Origin of the sequence: Phocaeicola intestinalis (assembly GCF_014837065.1) — a bacterium.
Lineage (GTDB): Bacteria > Bacteroidota > Bacteroidia > Bacteroidales > Bacteroidaceae > Phocaeicola > Phocaeicola intestinalis.
Genome location: NZ_JACSPP010000019.1, coordinates 43,340 through 60,152, shown reverse-complemented (window position 1 = coordinate 60,152; position 16,813 = coordinate 43,340). Strand labels below are relative to the sequence as shown.

Here is a 16,813-nt window from a genome sequence, read left to right as displayed (position 1 = left end):
CTTTCATTTACAAATTTAATAATTCTCTTGGCTTTATGCTATTTTGCTAGCACATTACAAACATAGGAACTAAAAACATTAATCGATTTCTTCGTCAGCTTCATAACCGCCCATTTCCCGAAGGGCATTCTTCAGCATCACATATTGCTGGAAGAGATGATTGACAGGAACTTCATGCTGTGTATAGTCGTGCATCGGACTCTTGAGGAAGAAACTCAAGAAACGTTGGATGCCGTAACGTCCGGCACGTGCCGCTAAATCGCTCAACAATACCAAGTCAAGACAAAGTGGAGCTGCAAGAATAGAATCACGGCATAAGAAATTTATCTTGATCTGCATCGGATACCCCATCCATCCGAAGATGTCAATATTATCCCATCCTTCCTTATTGTCATTGCGCGGAGGATAATAATTGATACGTACCTTATGGTAATAGTCCGAATACAAATCCGGCTGATTTTCAGGCATCAGAATAGATTCCAGGGTAGAGAGTTTACTTACTTCCTTAGTATGGAAATTGGCAGGTTCGTCCAAAACCAGTCCATCCCGATTGCCCAAAATATTTGTAGAGAACCACCCCGACAATCCCAGACAACGTGTACCGATAATCGGCGCAAAACCAGATTTCACCAATGTCTGCCCTGTCTTAAAGTCTTTCCCGGCAATAGGCATCTTTGTCTTTTCTGCCATTTCCCACATCGCAGGAATATCCACTGTCGTATTGGGAGCTCCCATAATAAACGGTGCACCTTCGGCAAGAGCCGCATAGGCATAACACATGGATGGAGCAATGTTTTCACGGTCATCATTCTTCATTGCCTGTTCAAAATCAGCCAATGTCCCGTGCACAGATTCGTTCACCGGCACATAAATTTCAGTAGAAGCTGCCCACAATACCACAATGCGGCTGCATCCGTTCGCTTCCTTAAAATCACGTATGTCTTTGCGCAAGGCTTCCATCATATCCCATCGCGTAGCACAATCCTTCACGTTTTTCCCGTCCAGACGTTTGGCATAATTATGGTCGAAAGCTGCTTTCATCGGCACGATTTTCTCCAACTCATCTTTCACCGGATTAATATCCTTTTCCTTTAACACTTCGCAATTGATTGCAGATTCGTATGCATTGGCCGGATATACATCCCATGCGCCAAACACAATGTCATTCAAATCTGCCATCGGGACAATTTCATTATAATGAAGGTATTTCTTATCGGTCCCACGTCCTACACGAATCTTGTCATATTGAGTCATCGAACCAACAGGCTTTGCCAACCCTTTTCTTACCATCAAGACACCTGTAATAAATGTAGTAGCTACAGCTCCTAGACCAACACACAGCACACCTAATTTCCCAGTGGCAGGTTGTACATTCACTTTTCCCATTTTCTAATAAGTTTTTCGGTTTTTATATTAACATTAATAAGGTAATGAATTTTCTTTTCACTTACATTTGCCGCGTAAAGGTAGACTTTTTATCAATAAAATAAATGTCTTTTGCCTTTTTTGTTGCTTATTCGGCAAAAATAGAACATTATTCCTATAAAAACAACCATAGAAATGATAATCTTTCATAGGAAAGCTGCCGGAAAATCTCTTTAATTCACAAAAAAGCACTATCTTTGCCACCGTTTTTTAACTTGAATAACAGTAACGTAACATGAATGACATTTGCTGCATAGGACATATAACACTGGATAAAATAGTCACTCCCAGACAGACAATTTACATGCCTGGAGGCACTTCGTATTATTTTTCACACGGAATCTATCATTTAAACGATTACAAACACTATAAACTGGTAACCTCTTTGGCACCCAGTGAATATAAATCAGCTAACGAATTACGTGATAAAGGCATTGACGTGGAAATCATCCCCAGCCAACATACTGTATATTTTGAAAACAAATACGGAGAGAACCAAAATAATCGTACCCAGCGTGTATTGGCTAAAGCAGACCCTTTTACTGTAGAGAAATTACAACATCTTGAAGCACGTTTCTTCCACCTGGGCAGTCTGCTGTCTGATGACTTTCCTTTGGATGTAATCAAATTTCTCTCTCAGAAAGGAGTGCTTTCAGTAGATGCACAAGGATATTTGCGTGAAGTGCGAGGAGAAAACGTTTATCCGGTGGATTGGAGCGAAAAGAAAGAAGCCTTAAAGTATATAGACATTCTGAAAGTGAATGAACACGAAGCAGCCGTACTTACCGGTTCTTCTGATTATGGCGAGGCTATTCGTCTTTTACATGAATGGGGAGTAAAAGAAGTGTTATTGACTCTAGGCAGTGAAGGTTCATTGATATACGCCGAGAATACATTATTCCGTATTCCTGCCTACCCGCCCAAAGAAGTGGTGGATGCTACAGGATGCGGCGATACTTATATGTTAGGTTACCTTTATATGCGTAATAAAGGAGCATCTTATGCAGAGGCTGGAACATTTGCCGCAGCATTGTCTACCATCAAGCTCGAAAAATCAGGTCCGTTCTGTGGCACAGAACAGGCAGCAGCCGATATTGTATGTACAAGCCATCTAATCCCCGAAATTTTATCGTGCTGAACAAACCGCTTATATACATCCGGCACAGACAGTCACATAAATACAAACAGAGCGGGACCCATAAAGCCGGTTCCGCTTTTTTATGATAAAATTTACATTTTCTATCCCCTCTCTTTTGCTTTTTCCCTGATAATTAATATCTTTGTGATAATTTGTAATAACCTAAAAATTATCACTATGAGTCTAGAAAAAACATTGGTCATTTTAAAACCCAGCGCCGTACAGCGTGGGTTAATCGGAGAAATTACTACACGTTTCGAACGCAAAGGCCTACGGCTTGCAGGTATGAAAATGATGCAGCTCACCGATGATTTACTGAACGAACACTACGCCCATTTGGCAGACAAACCTTTCTTCGGACGCATCAAGCAATCGATGATGGCATCGCCGGTCATAGCTTGCTGCTACGAAGGAGTGGATGCAGTGCAGGTGGTACGCTCTATGACAGGTGCTACCAACGGCCGTAAAGCTACCCCCGGTACGATTCGAGGCGATTACAGCGTAAGTGCACAAGAAAACATCGTGCATACTTCTGATTCTCCGGAGAATGCTATCGTAGAGCTGAACCGCTTCTTCAGACCTGAAGAAATCTTCGACTATAGCCTTCCTATACAGTCTTATCTAAATTACGAAGGAGAAGAATAACAAGCTGAAAATCAAACTTGTATATACAGAGGTGCAGGAAACCATTAAAAAGCCCTGCACCTCTGTGTATATAGTCAGAGAGATTCTACGCGTTTTATATTTTAAAGCTCATCCAAATCGCTGCCCGTACGCTCCATAATACTCGCGGCTAAACTATCTGCTGCCTGCACAATGGCTACCAACGGGTAAAGCATACGTGCTGTATCATAATTACGCAATTCTTCATAACTGTTCAAGTTCAACCCGAAAGCCCCCATATGCCAACGGATTGCCAGCATTTCATCATCGCTCATTTCCAGTCCGTTACAAAGCAGAAGAATCACTGATTTTTCGCCGTGTCCCATCGGAAAACCTTTATAAGTCACCTTGTAACCTTCAGTATCTTCCCACACGCCCAACGCATTCTTGCGTTTCTTCACACTGCGCACATAAATGTCACTCTTGCACACATCGTGCAGCAAGCTGGCAATAATCACATTGTCTCTTCCCACTTCATTTTCCAAACTCGGTTCAAGAACCTTCATCCCTTCCCATATTGCCAAAGCAGCCTTACACGTATTGATGGAATGAAGTACCAAACCACCTTCAGTGTTGAGATGATGCCCTGCAGAGGCAGGAGCTGTAAAAAACCCCAACTCTTCAAGCCCTGTTATTACGTCCTCTACTCCATCACGTCCCGTAGAACGCAACAACTCAACAAATTCTTCCTTATTTTTCTTACTATCCATTTTTCTGCTTTTTCCATTCACAGGTCTCATGCACTGCTCATGCACCAAACCTTTTTATACTTCAATTTAAAATAACCAGCGGTTCACAATTTGCTCCGTCCGGTTCCACAATTCTTGCATCTGCGGATGTCTGACATATTTATCTGATAACGGCTTGGCATGCCCACTCACATTCAATGTACCTGTCCGCTTGCCTGCTTCTTCATCCAACAACAAATGAATGGCAGTAGACGCACCTTGCAGTGGAGTGCGGATAAAGGGACGGAAAAAAATGTCAGTTAACGGATCGAACCATGCATGCATCGTAATAATATCAGTAGAGACAATACCCGGGTCGGCTGCATTGACCACGATTCCTTTGTCACGCACACGCTCTGCCAGGTCTATAGTGAAAAGCATCAATGCCAGCTTGGTATTACTATACACCGGGATACGCCAAAAAGCTCCTTTCCTTCCCCGGTAGAAGAAATCTGGAAAATCCAATTTACCGATGGCATACGTACACGACACCATATTGACTATACGACTACCTTCTCCCATCAATGGCAATAACTTACGAGTCAGCAAATAGTGCCCCATATAGTTCACCTGGACCGTACGTTCATAACCATCTTCCGTACAATGAAAAGCGGTTTCCATTGTACCGGCATTATTCATCAGCAAGCTGACTTGCCCGCCTTCTGCGACCAAAGTATCTGCAAACACTGATACCGAAACAAACGATGCCAGGTCGATGCTACGTACCTCTACCTGCAAATCACCACGCTCACGCAACAATGCCTCACGCACCTCTTCTCCTTTCTCCACCCGCAGGCATGCCATGATAACACGATATCCCGCCATTGCCACGGCACGGGTTATTTCCTGTCCCATTCCACCGTCGGCACCTGTAATCACTGCCAGTTTCCGTGCTTTCATTTTACAGCCTGCCTTTCTTCTATCTGTTCTATCTCTTTTTTCAAACACGGAGGCAATGCTTCATGCAAATGTTGGTGACATGCCATTTCTATGGAATACATCCGGGCTATGCAATAATTGCTGTGACGGCAATTGCAGCGTGCCTGTTCTTCGTCCCGCATCCGGTTTACAAATCCCGGCTCATTCAGCAAGGCACGTCCCATTTGCACTGCCTCGAACCCATAATCAAGTACTTCATCTATTTTTTCCCGTGACACCAGTCCACCTACATAGACCAATGGCATCCGAACTGCCTCGCGGAACTTCAATGCGTCTTCCAAGAAATAGGCTTCCTTAAAAGGTACACTGGGAATCATCCATTTACCTACCAGCCGTACGCCATACTTCAGCCACCAGCAAGTCATGTAATGTGTCATGCTGCGGATAGGCATTTCACCCCGCATCACATACATCGGCGCCTTGCTGACAAAACCTCCGCTCAGCACCAGCGCATGGGCACCCGAATGTTCCAGCCGTTTTGCCACCTGAATAGTCTCGTTCAGTTCCATACCTCCCTTGAAACCATCACGCATATTCATCTTTACCAGCACAGCCATATCATTACCTGCAGCCTTCATCACTTCATCCATCACCATATCCATAAACCGCATCCGGTTCTCAAGCGAACCTCCGTAAATATCCTTGCGGTGATTGGTGGAAGGCGAAAGAAACTGACTGATAAGATAACCGTGACCGGCATGGACCTCTACCGCATCGAAACCTGCCTCACGTGCAAGATTGACCGCATGCCCATAAGCACGTGCCATTTCAGGCAATTCGTCAGCACGAAGCCCACGTACGAAAGTGGGCGAATAAAGATTAAATCCACTGCTTGCCCCTACTGGCAAACAACCGCAAATGCTCTTGTGAGACATATTACCACAATGTCCCAACTGAATACTTGCAGCAGCACCTTCTTTATGCACGGCATTGGTCAGTTCACGCAAGCCCGGTACTATTTCAGGGCGCATCCATAACTGACGGTCAAACGACAAACCGCTTCGGGTAACAGCGGCATATGCCACTGTTGTCATACCTACCCCTCCGGCTGCTACTGACCGATGATAATCGAGCAACATCTGCGAGGGCTTATTTCCCGGACACATGCTTTCGAATGCGGCTGAGCGAATAGTACGGTTACGCAACGTAAGCGGTCCTATCGTGACCGGAGTAAACAACTTAGAGTCTTTCATACTACTTCTTTTGTTTTTGTTGACAAAATATCAGTTAACAGACTATCGGATAGTCTTGATGACATATACCAAGGCATCTGAGTGTCAACCGAAAAACTAATATATAAAAGGTATAATCCGTTTTCTATTTCCTACGGCTTCGACACCGAACGTTTCACGATATTTATGATAAATAGCATTGGCACGAGGTATCAGATTGGCGGCTGTCCACCACACAAACACCCAAGCTGCTGGAGAAGCGGTAAGCACGGCAAATCCCGTCCACTCCACCAGTTCACCGAAATAATTGGCAGAAGTGACATACTTATACATCCCTTTCTGCGGAAGATAATGCCGGGTATCTCCCGGCTTACGCAAATGACGGATAACATGATCGGAATGCAAGTTAATTCCCATCCCCACCAAGAACAGGATTATCCCCAACAGGGCATTCGGCTGTAACAAGTAACCGGCTCCAATGCCGACAGGCACACTGTCATTGAACCAAAACAATCCTCCTCCCTGCATCATCCCGTTCAGTACATTAAATACGATGCCCATTGCCATAATGGCTACTGGCATACGGCTTTTCCCTGTCATCAGAAAAGGGAAGATAAACGAACGCTGCAAATAATGCAACTGAAACAACGCAAAAAACAAGAACTGAGGCAATGCAAATCCTACCCCGCTCCGTATCCACAAAACAAACATCACCACAAATACAGGTGCCTCCATCAGCATCCACGCTATTTTATTGTCCAGTGACAATCCCCACGATGGAGTGCGAAACATTCCGTATCCTGCCTTTACAAAATAGAGGGCAACAAATACCAGAAAAGCAATGCCCGACATGACTGCCAGAAAAAGATGAAAAATTTCCTGATCCATAGACTATATCATTAAAACGAGGTAAAGATACGTCAAAACCGTGAAATAAAACACAGAAACGTAAGAAAACCTACAAAAGCAGATAAACAAACAAGTTTTTCATTAAATCTGACATTCTTATCAAGGATGAAGTATGTGCATTGCAATGTCAAGATATCGTGTCATATCAGTCGTAAAAGGTCCATCGTACACATCACAACGTTTACGTCCCAAACGAACCACTACCGCATTTTCTGAAGGTATCGCATAAACATATTGTCCCAGCATGCCCCGCATACAAGGAATGGTTTCGCCCCGATAGGGTATCAACCATAACTGCAAGCCATAATAACTGAGCGAATCTCTTCCCCACTGGTCTTTCAGGTAAGAAGCAGGACGCAGCATCTCGTCCATATATCTTTGCGACACGAGCTGTTTTCCACGCCATTTACCTTGCTGAAGCAACAGGCTTCCGAGACGCGCCGCATCGCGTGCCGTCGTATGAAAACAACAGAATGCTTTTTCATCACCGTCACGTTTATCCAACAACCAATAAGCATCTTTTTCCGCTTGCATCGGCTTCCACAACTTTTCCTCAGCATACCGGCTCAACGTTTCTCCCGTTGCAGCTTCAAGCACGAACGCCAAAAGCTGCGTCTCACCGCTGCGGTATGAGAATTGCATACCAGGCCGGTCTTTTACCTCCAACCCGGTAACCAGTTCGTACAAATCATTTCCATAATAACCGTGGGTAGTAACCGAAAACAGCGAAGCGTATGATTCGTCCCATGCCATCCCCCCACTCATTGTAAGCAAATCACGTAGCGTAACATCCGCTTGCATACCTTTATTATATATAGGTATATAGTCCGAAACCTTGTCATCAAGACTATGTATTTTCCCTTCATCGAATGCTATTCCTACCAACAAGCCCACGATGGTTTTGGTTGCCGAATAGAGATTGGAAGTCAGAGTGTCATTCCATCCGTCGCGATAATCCTCAAAAAGGATACTGTCCCGACGGACGACAAGAAAGGATACTGTATGCAAACTATCAAGATAAGCTGCATCCTTTTCCGAAAGCTGATGCTGATTATACGCTTCTGCTTGAGGCCATAACCATACGCTGTCTGCATCGTGATGCACGACATGACGGTGAAAAGTCTCCAAGTCATCAATAACAGGCATCAGATGAATAAGAGCCTGACGGGCATAGTAAGGCAACGACAAATAAGAAATGACCAGCACCAAAACAATGCCGGCACTGATGCAAATGATTTTCTTTTGCTTGGTCATATGGATTCTTTCGATAAATTTTCTGGCAAGAAAGATAAACATTTTCTTTGAAAGATGTAAGCGATAAGACATATATTCCAAAAAAACTTATAACTTTGCCTTGGTTAGTATAAGTATTTACAAACAATTTAATTATTTATTGTATGATGAAAAAGCTTTTATTTTTGAGCGTGTTGCTGATAGCCATTTCTGCTTCCGCACGCGACAAAGATTTCCACATTTATCTCTGCCTGGGACAGTCGAATATGGAAGGTAATGCTAAGTTTGAGCCCCAGGACACTTGCAATATCAGCAACCGTTTCCTGCTGATGTCTGCTGTCGATTGCCCTGAACTGAACAGAGTAAAAGGACATTGGTATCGTGCCGTACCCCCTTTGTGCCGATGCCATACGGGACTGACTCCTGCCGATTACTTTGGTCGGACATTAGTAAACAATCTGCCCGAAAAAATACGTATAGGTATTGTACATGTGGCCATCGGAGGCTGTCGTATCGAATTGTTCGACAAGGATAACTACCAATCGTATGTAGATTCATCACCCGAATGGTTAAAAAACATGGTAAAAGAATATGATGGCAACCCTTACGCGCGTTTAGTGGAAATGGCACGTCTGGCACAAAAAGACGGAGTCATCAAAGGCATATTGCTGCATCAAGGAGAATCGAACACGGGCGACCCCGATTGGCCAGACAAAGTAAAGCTGGTTTACGAAAACCTGCTTTCCGACCTTCACCTGAAAGCGAAAAACGTTCCCTTGCTTGCTGGTGAAGTGGTCAATGCTGACCAAAACGGGAAATGTGCCTCGATGAATGCCATTATCGACACTTTGCCCCGCACCATTCCTACTGCACATATCATCCCGTCGGCAGGTTGTCCTGCCGCCAAAGATAGTTTGCATTTCACGGCACAAGGCTACCGGATGCTTGGTACACGCTATGCCATCCAAATGCTGAAGCTATTGGGCATAGACAAGTCTGATGATAAAAACTTGCTTGATTTTGCCTATCCGGATGCCAATCAACAAAAACTAATCCGCAAAGAAGACTAAGAAACTATACGAATGCAAGAAACTGTTTTGAGAAGCTGTTTTGAATTTCTCCAAAAAGTTTTTCTTGGCTTGATGTATCCGTTTTCGTGTGTGCTTTGGGAGAAATTCAAAACAGTTTCTTCTCATATTCTATCAAGCTCTTATCTTTCAAAAGACAAATTGTACAACCGCCTTGATAAGAAGATAATGTCCTTTCCATGCAAGATTAATAATCTTACACGAAACAACTTATATATCGTTGCAACTATCTGAAAATAGCGATGCAGATATAAATACCTGCAGATATAAATACCTGCAGATATAAATATCCCCCGCGAGCCATAAAATATCTTGTCCGGCTTGCGGGGTAATGATTTTATTTATATCTTGGCACGATTTTTTTACAAACCCCTAAAACAAGAATTATGCAGACAGTTATCAAACTTTTTATCTTTGCAGCGATATATGTCATTGGCATCGTCAATCTGGCAAAAACCAATACCGTATGGACGGGCGACCTGAGTTACCGCCTCATCCACCTGCTACTGTTCATCACCAGTGTACTTGCACTTATCAGCCGCATGCGGCCCAAAGCCGGTCAAAACCCCCATCCGCTTTACCCCGTGGCACGCTGGTGTTTCATCATCGTATGCTTATTTTATGCCCTCACCTATTTGTCTGCCATCTTCATAACCGACTTGCCTTTGCTCCTCAAATGATGTCTACGCAGTGGAAGAGTATACTAAAAAAACGGCGTGACAGCATTGTCTGTATGTTCATTTTAGGACAGGCGTTTGGCGATGCCTCAGTTTGAATGAACTACAGACAGGCCTCACGCCTTTTTTATGAGTCCCCAATACAGCCCCTCATCGAGAACATGCTTTTTCACATAGCCATTCCCCTATCACGGAGTTGCTGAATATATCTTTACTTAGAGAGGGTGATACGCTGTGAAAGCATTTTCCGTGCATAAAACCACACCACGACATATGCCACCCAAGGCACTACGAACGCCCAAACCATGGAGTCGGTATGGTCTGCCACCACTCCCATCAGCAACGGACCTACCACACCTCCCACAGGCGACATCATCAGGAAAGAAGAGGCACGCTTGGTATGGATGCCCAGCCCTTTCAGTGAAAGAGCAAAGATAGTGGGGAACATAATCGCCTCGAACGCATACCCACACAGCAGGGCGATGAGAGAAACGATACCAAGGTCGAACAATACCACCGTAGTGGTCAGTACCGTACCCGTAGCACACCAGAACAACATCCGTTCGGCACTGACACGCTGCATAATCCAGCTTCCGGAGAAACGCCCCAACATAAACAGTCCCAGCCCGCCGAAAGAAAGAACCAGCGAAGCATAACGGGCGTCCATCCACCGCTGTTCTACCACGTAATTGATAAAGAAACTATTGATGGAGATTTCCGCCACCTCATAAGCGAACAAGGCTATCAACCCGAAGATAAACAGCCGGTGCGACCATAGCCCCACCCGATGTCCTTCTTTGTCCACCTCTGCCTCATGCCTGATTTCGGGAAGTTTTACCCGCAAGAATATACTTGCCACAAAAAGCACCAATATCCCCATGCAAGCATAAGGAAAAGCTACGCTGTTGGGATGTTCTTTGGTTTCGGAAAAAAGGAACCAACCCACCAACAACGGTGCACAGATACACCCCAGTCCGTTGAACGACTGAGCAAAGTTCAAACGGCTCGCCGCCGTTTCTTTTGCACCCAGTTCGGTGACATAAGGATTGGCTGCCGTTTCCAGGAAAGTCAGTCCGCAACCGATAACGAACAAAGCGAAGAGAAAAGCATTGAACGAAACAAAATATTGTCCGGGAATGAACAACAATGACCCTATGCCATAAAGCAGCAAGCCGAACACTACCCCGCTCCGGTATCCGAACCGGTTGATGAATAATCCGGCCGGGATAGCCATTACGAAATATCCCATATACATCATTGCCTGAATCAATGCCGAATGAGTCTTCGAAATGTCCAGCATCTCCTGGAAATGTTTGTTTAATACGTCCAATATGGCGTGGGCAAATCCCCACAAGAAAAAAAGTGAAGTCAACAGGACGAAAGGCAGGAAATACTGCTTGTCGACCAATACAGTCCGTTGTTTATCCATGGATATCTTTATTATAATAAATAAGTTAATAATTCGGGTAAATCAGTTATAATCAGGTCGGGTAATGATTCGTTTGCATCTTCGTCCCAACTTTCTCCTTTCAACCACGCCACCCGGCATCCTATATGCTTGGCTGGGACAACATCTTTCGGATACGAATCACCTACTGCCAAAACCTTATCTGCCGGAAATCCCATAGCGTCTATTCCTAACTGGTAAATGGCTGGATCGGGCTTGCGTACCCCTACCACCGATGACTCTATAATGGCCGAAAAGCTTTCGGACAGACCGAAATCTTTCAAAACCGCCTGAATGTTTCCGTAAAAATTGGAAACCAAAACCAGCTTATACCGTTTTGACAGAGTTTGTAAAACCGGACGGGTCCGCTGTAATACGTCCCATACATACCTATAGCAACTGTCGGCTATACGTGTTGCATAGTCGTATTTATCGGCTTTCGTACGCGACAAGACCCCTTTATCAATCAAATAATCCACTTGAATACGGGTTTTGACCGAAAGCACTTCATGAAAGCCGTATTCCGGTTTTATCAATTGTTTGTGTGCCAGTGTCCGTTCACCATATACATATGCCTCACGGAATTCCGGTTTGCTGACTGGTACGTCAAAAGTCTTATACTTTTCCCATAAAACTTCTGCCCAATGACGGCCATTGGTATCAATAGTCCCTCCGTAATCGAAGATGATACCCTGTATATCAATTAATTTTTCACTCATTTTTCTTTTCATTTTTACAGTTGCCAACCTTCATCAGCAACACTCCTATCATAATCCAAAACAACTCCCGCACCCGAGCTATCAGTCCGGTATAGATACCGAATGCACCTGGAATGGCAAGTCCTCCGGTTGCCAGGACAAATCCTCCTTCGCGAGCTCCCAGCTGCATGGGCGAGAAGAAAAATAAATTGGCAAAGAGCGAAGTGAATGCCATAATCAAAATACAAGCCAAGAAACTGACATCAGCAGTCAGGATGTTTAGAATGAAATAGACTTCCAGGCAGCCCACAATCCGTGCCGAGAACTCCAGTCCCAACGAAATATAGAACGTACTTTTCCGCTGTTTGTGCAATTCTGCTATTTGTGCATCTATCCGTTCCAGCGTATCTTTCTTTTCCACGCAGAACCGCTTTGCCCACTTCTTTACAAAAGGCACGTGCGATAACCAGTTCAGTGCACGTACCGCCATCCCGTTCCGGTAACCTTTCATAAAGAAATAAATCGCCAGAGAACAGAACGCTACAACCACAGCCAGCAGAATACCTACCCCCCAGTTCATCGGTTCAAAAAGCACATAAAGCACAGCCGATACAAGCCAAAACCAGAAATGCGAAAAGATATGCATCATGGCATATAATATTACGGAAGAAGTAGCTTTGCTTCCCCCCACATACGAGCTAAGTTCCATGATACGGTAAGGCTCCCCTCCCATCAGCCCTACCGGTGTTGCGTAATTCAAGGCAAAACCGGAGATAGTCAGTTTATAAACTTGTCTGAAAGGAACTTTTCCACTCTTCCCGTCGCAGATAATCACATACCATGCCCATGCATTCAGGTAATAGATAAACACCCACAGGAAAATGACAGCAGGAAGCCATATCCCTGCCCTACGCAGATTTTTCCACAACTCATTGTAGTCCATATCAAATGTGCAGAGCATCACCACAATGGCAAAGATACCGAAAAACCAAAATATGTTACGGGCTTTTTCTTTCATTGTCGAGCGTATTTATGATACAGATAGGCACTCAAAGCCTCGTGGCGATGGCGCATATAGATAAAAAGGATAGTCATAACTGTCATTTCAAATATAAAATATACCCACGGTTCACCCATAAGCAACGATACATAAAGCACAATGGCACGTGTGTTGAACGTGAGGATATTGGCATATTTCATCAGTGGCAGACTTAAAGAGCGGAACTCGTTGCGCAATGTACCGGGAATATCATCACCATATTTCTGCTGTATAAAGGCATAAAAACGTTGGAAATTCGGGGTCATGCGTTCTTGTTTCCGGGTATAATTGCCATAAAAATACAGAAAAGCTTTCCACCAGAAATTTCCTTTCCAGGGAAGGCTATAAAACAAATCCCGCTGTTGCTTGAAGTTATCCAGTTCGCTTCCTGCTTTCCCTTTCAGGAAAAACAAATGGATATTACGGTAATAATCTGCCAATGCACATTGCCGGCTATGACAGAGTGTCCCCGACAAGGCGGCTATTATCCAAATGCCTGCTCCCCATACCATTCCGTCACTACTGCCTATGCCTAACGGCAAAGGTTGGCAGGTAAGACGCAAACAAATAGTGAAATAAATGGCTATAAACCAAAGGTCGCCTGCAAATCCGTCCAACATGCGTCCCCAACGCGTCTTTTTACCAGTCATACGTGCCAATTGCCCGTCGCAGCTATCATAATGGTTTGCCCACATGAGCAAGATTATGCCGGCAAGCGTATGTTTCAAGTCCGGATAATAAAACATGATTCCTGCCCCTATGCCCAACAGAATCGACAAAATAGTCACTACATTAGGGTGTACATCGAAATGCCTGAAAAACAACGCCCAGGCATAACCTATCGGACGGTTAAAATATATATCCAGAAACTCTTCCGTATCCATTGACTTGAAAGAGGCTTTCAATCCTTTCTTTTCTGTACTCATCTCTTAATGGCTGTTCTGTTTGGCAATGATACAATTGTAAATATAACCGGCTATTTCTGTTGACGCCTCCTCACAACAAGGTGCAAAGCTTGGCCAGTCATTGAAATCAATGATACGGATTTCGCCCGTCGGACCTACTACACAATCGCCTCCATAAACAGGTACCTGGAGCACCTCTGCCGCCCGGTTGGCATAATTTTTCAGTTTGTCCAGACAAAACGGGAAACCGCGTGCCTTCCCATTAATGGCTTCCAGTCCATATTTGCTATGCGATTGTTCGGTAGGATAAAACGAATAGAAAAAATCGGTATTCTTCACCCCGTAAAACTTCACCAAGTCTCCTACCAGATGTTCGTTGACTACTGCCCTCGGTATCCCACGGTTCCGGAAATCAGCAAGAACAATATTTGCCTCCTCCCTACATTCTACATAGACCACGTCTTCTTTCACCATAGCATGTGAATCACCCCGTTTAATCCAACAGGGAAACAAATCAAGCGTAAATCCCTGATCAGTAGGAATGATATAACTTTTGGGATGTGGAATGCCGTAATACATTAAAATCTCGGTCATCGGCTGGCGAATGCAATTCTCGATTCCCTGTCCTGAATTAATAACCAGACTACCTGTCTTTTCCAGTTCTTTCAAATATGGAATGGTGGCATGGTCGCGTGCCATATTGAAAATGAATTCTGCCTGAATACGCCGTTGTACGAACTCTGTTTCTGAAAACAGTTTCACCTCACAGCCTTTTTTCCCCAGCTTTTCAGCTGTCTTCATCAAAATAGCCGCATCATTATTGATATGATTGGGTGAAAACTGGTTTCCACGACTCACTCCAATAAGCTGGATTCTTCTCTCCTCGTGTTGCATGACTTATGCGCTTCTCTCTTTATTTTTGGGAGTATATACAGCTCCCATCAATGTACTTCATTCAAAAATGCTTCTGCCTTTGGGATATCTGCAGCATGGTCTACGTCCAGAATTTTCGAAAACGGATATGCTTCCAAGCGTAATCCGTCGCTCACCAACTGCCGCTGAAAATTACGCATACGCGACATACCTGAACAAATGCAATGCTCCAAAGTGCCGATGGCTTGGGGAGTCAGGCAGTAAATGCCTCCTGAAATGTATTTCATACCAGGCATGGGCATGTCATAAAAACCGGTAATGTTCAAATCGGTATCGGTACCGATATATAGCGGCTTCTCATCATCAACATAATCCGTAACCGCCATCAGCCCATCTTTATCCGAAACTTTGAAAGCTTCGATGAAGCGGGAAAACTCATCTTCCCGGAAAACAGTATCTACGGTGGTCAGGCAAAAACGGTCTTCTTTCAGATAAGGACTCAACTCGTGGAAACTGTGCATCGAGCTGGGAGTGGTCTTGACGACCACCCTCAACGGAATGTCTGAATGCTTTTCCAGTTCTGTCAAATGCGCCTTTGTCAAAGGTGATTCATTGTTAATGACGACCACTACCTCTTCGGCACCGTTCTGCATAAATATATGTATCAGGCGATCTATCATCGCTCTCCCATTCAGCTGTACCAAAGGTTTGGGCAACCGGACGCCTTCTTGTGACAATCGGGTCCCCTCTCCAGCCGCTATAATTGCAAACTTCATATTCATTCGTCCTCTACCGTGTCCAGTTTCAGCTTATCGCTATCGTCACGTTTCTCGTAATATTGCTTGCGCAACGGGCGGGCATTGATTTCTTCTTCAATCTGCCGGCGGCGGAACACATCAAGTGCCACATAAATGGCTTGCCTGAAAGAATCCTCGGAAGCCACACCTTTCCCCGCCAGGTCGTATGCAGCATCGTGTACCGGAGCCGTGCGGACAATGGAAAGGCCGGCGGTATAGCAAACTCCTTCATTCATGGCAAGTGTCATAAAAGGAAGCACGCCCTGGTCGTAATACATTGCCAACACCCCATCGAAGTGCCGGTAATACCCCAACCCCATAAACGTATCAGCGGCATAGGGTCCGTAGCATAAGATACCCCGTTTGGTCATGGCTTCCACGGCGGGAACAATTGCCTGTTCTTCTTCCAGACCGACAAGCACATTGCTTTGTGCCTGCGGGTTCAGCGCAAACACGGCGATACGCGGATTATCAATACCGAAATCTTGCTTCAGCGAACGGTGGAACACTTCTATTTTTTCCATCACCTCTTCTTTTGTCAGCCTGGGAGATACCTCTTTCAATGGGATACGCCCAGTCACCAGTGCCATCCGGAAATCATCCTTCAGCAAGATTTTCAGTGCTTTTCTACCCTTGCCAAAGCGTTCTTCCAAATAAGCAGTATGGCCGGAGAAAGGATACTCTTCCGTCTGTACGGCATTCTGGTTTGCAGGAGCCGTCACCAGCACATCAAATAATCCTTCACTATATTCAGCCGAAGCCCTTTCCAGTGCATCGAGTGCGGCACGGCTTCCGTCGGGTGTAGGTTTCGAAAGTTCCACTTTCAATTCCTCATCAGTACAGCTGACAATGTTCAGACGCCCGTCTTGCGCTTCCGATGCCGAACTTATGATACTGAAATTGGCAGGCAAGTCCATCGCTTTACGGTGATAAGCCGCCACCTTGGGCGAACCGTAAACGACCGGTGTGCACAAATCCAGCATCGCCGGATTGGAGAAGGTTTTCAGAATCACCTCATAACCTACCCCATTGATATCTCCGTGGGTGATACCCACCTTTATTTTACGTCCTTCCATATCATT

At 44.8% G+C, this 16,813-nt stretch carries 16 protein-coding genes and 1 pseudogene; 4 read left to right on the top strand and 13 right to left on the bottom strand.

What is annotated here, in order from left to right:
- Positions 1-78: 78 nt before the first annotated feature.
- Entirely contained in the window at positions 79-1,386 is a 1,308-nt protein-coding gene (locus tag H9625_RS08075; RefSeq protein ID WP_087405780.1) for an inositol-3-phosphate synthase, read from the bottom strand.
- 274 nt (positions 1,387-1,660) lie between these two features.
- Between H9625_RS08075 and H9625_RS08070 the strand changes: the two genes are divergently transcribed.
- Entirely contained in the window at positions 1,661-2,563 is a 903-nt protein-coding gene (locus H9625_RS08070; protein ID WP_022039449.1) for a PfkB family carbohydrate kinase, read from the top strand.
- 177 nt (positions 2,564-2,740) lie between these two features.
- Positions 2,741-3,208 carry a nucleoside-diphosphate kinase gene (gene ndk, locus H9625_RS08065; RefSeq protein ID WP_087207822.1) on the top strand — a complete coding sequence of 156 codons (468 nt, stop codon included), beginning with the start codon at positions 2,741-2,743 and terminating at the stop codon, positions 3,206-3,208.
- A 101-nt stretch (positions 3,209-3,309) separates the two neighbouring features.
- Here the strand turns inward: ndk and H9625_RS08060 are convergent, their stop codons facing one another.
- The 5 genes from H9625_RS08060 to H9625_RS08040 all read right to left on the bottom strand — a co-directional run bounded on the left by H9625_RS08060 (position 3,310) and on the right by H9625_RS08040 (position 8,228).
- Positions 3,310-3,936: an HD domain-containing protein gene (locus H9625_RS08060; protein WP_225226367.1), complete on the bottom strand. Its 627-nt coding sequence runs from the start codon at positions 3,934-3,936 to the stop codon at positions 3,310-3,312.
- A gap of 66 nt (positions 3,937-4,002) precedes the next feature.
- Entirely contained in the window at positions 4,003-4,854 is an 852-nt protein-coding gene (locus H9625_RS08055) for an SDR family oxidoreductase (protein ID WP_022039446.1), read from the bottom strand.
- Complete coding sequence (locus H9625_RS08050) at positions 4,851-6,086, bottom strand: NADH:flavin oxidoreductase (protein ID WP_022039445.1); 1,236 nt, start codon at positions 6,084-6,086, stop codon at positions 4,851-4,853. Before H9625_RS08050 ends, H9625_RS08055 begins: the two co-directional genes overlap by 4 nt.
- Positions 6,087-6,182: 96 nt before the next feature.
- On the bottom strand, positions 6,183-6,953 hold the full coding sequence (locus H9625_RS08045) for a DUF1295 domain-containing protein (RefSeq protein ID WP_022039444.1): 771 nt from the start codon (positions 6,951-6,953) through the stop codon (positions 6,183-6,185).
- 120 nt (positions 6,954-7,073) lie between these two features.
- Positions 7,074-8,228, bottom strand: coding sequence for a serine hydrolase domain-containing protein (locus H9625_RS08040; protein WP_191763821.1), 1,155 nt, complete (start codon positions 8,226-8,228; stop codon positions 7,074-7,076).
- A 146-nt stretch (positions 8,229-8,374) separates the two neighbouring features.
- Here H9625_RS08040 and H9625_RS08035 point away from each other — a divergent pair.
- Together H9625_RS08035 and H9625_RS08030 are read left to right on the top strand one after the other, a co-directional pair.
- Positions 8,375-9,190: pseudogene (locus H9625_RS08035) on the top strand (sialate O-acetylesterase); the annotation flags it as partial.
- 491 nt (positions 9,191-9,681) lie between these two features.
- Positions 9,682-9,975 (top strand): hypothetical protein, encoded by a 294-nt coding sequence (locus tag H9625_RS08030; protein ID WP_022039441.1) that lies wholly within the window; start codon positions 9,682-9,684, stop codon positions 9,973-9,975.
- 208 nt (positions 9,976-10,183) lie between these two features.
- On the opposite strand, the gene H9625_RS08025 is transcribed toward H9625_RS08030, so the two are convergent.
- From H9625_RS08025 to H9625_RS07995, 7 genes are read right to left on the bottom strand one after another with little or no spacing between them, the layout of a single operon-like run.
- Positions 10,184-11,401 (bottom strand): sugar MFS transporter, encoded by a 1,218-nt coding sequence (locus tag H9625_RS08025; protein WP_022039440.1) that lies wholly within the window; start codon positions 11,399-11,401, stop codon positions 10,184-10,186.
- An 11-nt stretch (positions 11,402-11,412) separates the two neighbouring features.
- Entirely contained in the window at positions 11,413-12,138 is a 726-nt protein-coding gene (locus H9625_RS08020; RefSeq protein WP_087251293.1) for an HAD family hydrolase, read from the bottom strand.
- On the bottom strand, positions 12,131-13,135 hold the full coding sequence (locus H9625_RS08015) for a lysylphosphatidylglycerol synthase transmembrane domain-containing protein (RefSeq protein WP_191763819.1): 1,005 nt from the start codon (positions 13,133-13,135) through the stop codon (positions 12,131-12,133). Before H9625_RS08015 ends, H9625_RS08020 begins: the two co-directional genes overlap by 8 nt.
- Positions 13,132-14,082: a CDP-alcohol phosphatidyltransferase family protein gene (locus tag H9625_RS08010; RefSeq protein ID WP_022039437.1), complete on the bottom strand. Its 951-nt coding sequence runs from the start codon at positions 14,080-14,082 to the stop codon at positions 13,132-13,134. Before H9625_RS08010 ends, H9625_RS08015 begins: the two co-directional genes overlap by 4 nt.
- A gap of 3 nt (positions 14,083-14,085) precedes the next feature.
- Positions 14,086-14,955 carry an ATP-grasp domain-containing protein gene (locus tag H9625_RS08005; RefSeq protein ID WP_191763817.1) on the bottom strand — a complete coding sequence of 290 codons (870 nt, stop codon included), beginning with the start codon at positions 14,953-14,955 and terminating at the stop codon, positions 14,086-14,088.
- 47 nt (positions 14,956-15,002) lie between these two features.
- Positions 15,003-15,710, bottom strand: coding sequence for a nucleotidyltransferase family protein (locus H9625_RS08000; RefSeq protein WP_087207849.1), 708 nt, complete (start codon positions 15,708-15,710; stop codon positions 15,003-15,005).
- Positions 15,711-15,712: 2 nt separating this feature from the next.
- Positions 15,713-16,807, bottom strand: a complete 1,095-nt coding sequence (locus tag H9625_RS07995; RefSeq protein WP_022039434.1) for a PdxA family dehydrogenase — start codon at positions 16,805-16,807, stop codon at positions 15,713-15,715.
- Between the last annotated feature and the right edge of the window lie 6 nt (positions 16,808-16,813).

Bases quoted from the DNA above. Each gene is read 5' to 3' on its own strand.
- H9625_RS08040 (WP_191763821.1), bottom strand. From the start codon at position 8,228: ATGACCAAGCAAAAGAAAATCATTTGCATCAGTGCCGGCATTGTTTTG.
- H9625_RS08020 (WP_087251293.1), bottom strand. From the start codon at position 12,138: ATGAGTGAAAAATTAATTGATATACAGGGTATCATCTTCGATTACGGA.
- H9625_RS08060 (WP_225226367.1), bottom strand. From the start codon at position 3,936: ATGGATAGTAAGAAAAATAAGGAAGAATTTGTTGAGTTGTTGCGTTCT.
- H9625_RS08030 (WP_022039441.1), top strand. From the start codon at position 9,682: ATGCAGACAGTTATCAAACTTTTTATCTTTGCAGCGATATATGTCATT.
- H9625_RS08005 (WP_191763817.1), bottom strand. From the start codon at position 14,955: ATGCAACACGAGGAGAGAAGAATCCAGCTTATTGGAGTGAGTCGTGGA.
- H9625_RS08015 (WP_191763819.1), bottom strand. From the start codon at position 13,135: ATGAAAGAAAAAGCCCGTAACATATTTTGGTTTTTCGGTATCTTTGCC.
- H9625_RS08075 (WP_087405780.1), bottom strand. From the start codon at position 1,386: ATGGGAAAAGTGAATGTACAACCTGCCACTGGGAAATTAGGTGTGCTG.
- H9625_RS08025 (WP_022039440.1), bottom strand. From the start codon at position 11,401: ATGGATAAACAACGGACTGTATTGGTCGACAAGCAGTATTTCCTGCCT.
- H9625_RS08000 (WP_087207849.1), bottom strand. From the start codon at position 15,710: ATGAAGTTTGCAATTATAGCGGCTGGAGAGGGGACCCGATTGTCACAA.
- H9625_RS07995 (WP_022039434.1), bottom strand. From the start codon at position 16,807: ATGGAAGGACGTAAAATAAAGGTGGGTATCACCCACGGAGATATCAAT.
- H9625_RS08070 (WP_022039449.1), top strand. From the start codon at position 1,661: ATGAATGACATTTGCTGCATAGGACATATAACACTGGATAAAATAGTC.
- H9625_RS08055 (WP_022039446.1), bottom strand. From the start codon at position 4,854: ATGAAAGCACGGAAACTGGCAGTGATTACAGGTGCCGACGGTGGAATG.
- H9625_RS08050 (WP_022039445.1), bottom strand. From the start codon at position 6,086: ATGAAAGACTCTAAGTTGTTTACTCCGGTCACGATAGGACCGCTTACG.
- H9625_RS08010 (WP_022039437.1), bottom strand. From the start codon at position 14,082: ATGAGTACAGAAAAGAAAGGATTGAAAGCCTCTTTCAAGTCAATGGAT.
- ndk (WP_087207822.1), top strand. From the start codon at position 2,741: ATGAGTCTAGAAAAAACATTGGTCATTTTAAAACCCAGCGCCGTACAG.
- H9625_RS08045 (WP_022039444.1), bottom strand. From the start codon at position 6,953: ATGGATCAGGAAATTTTTCATCTTTTTCTGGCAGTCATGTCGGGCATT.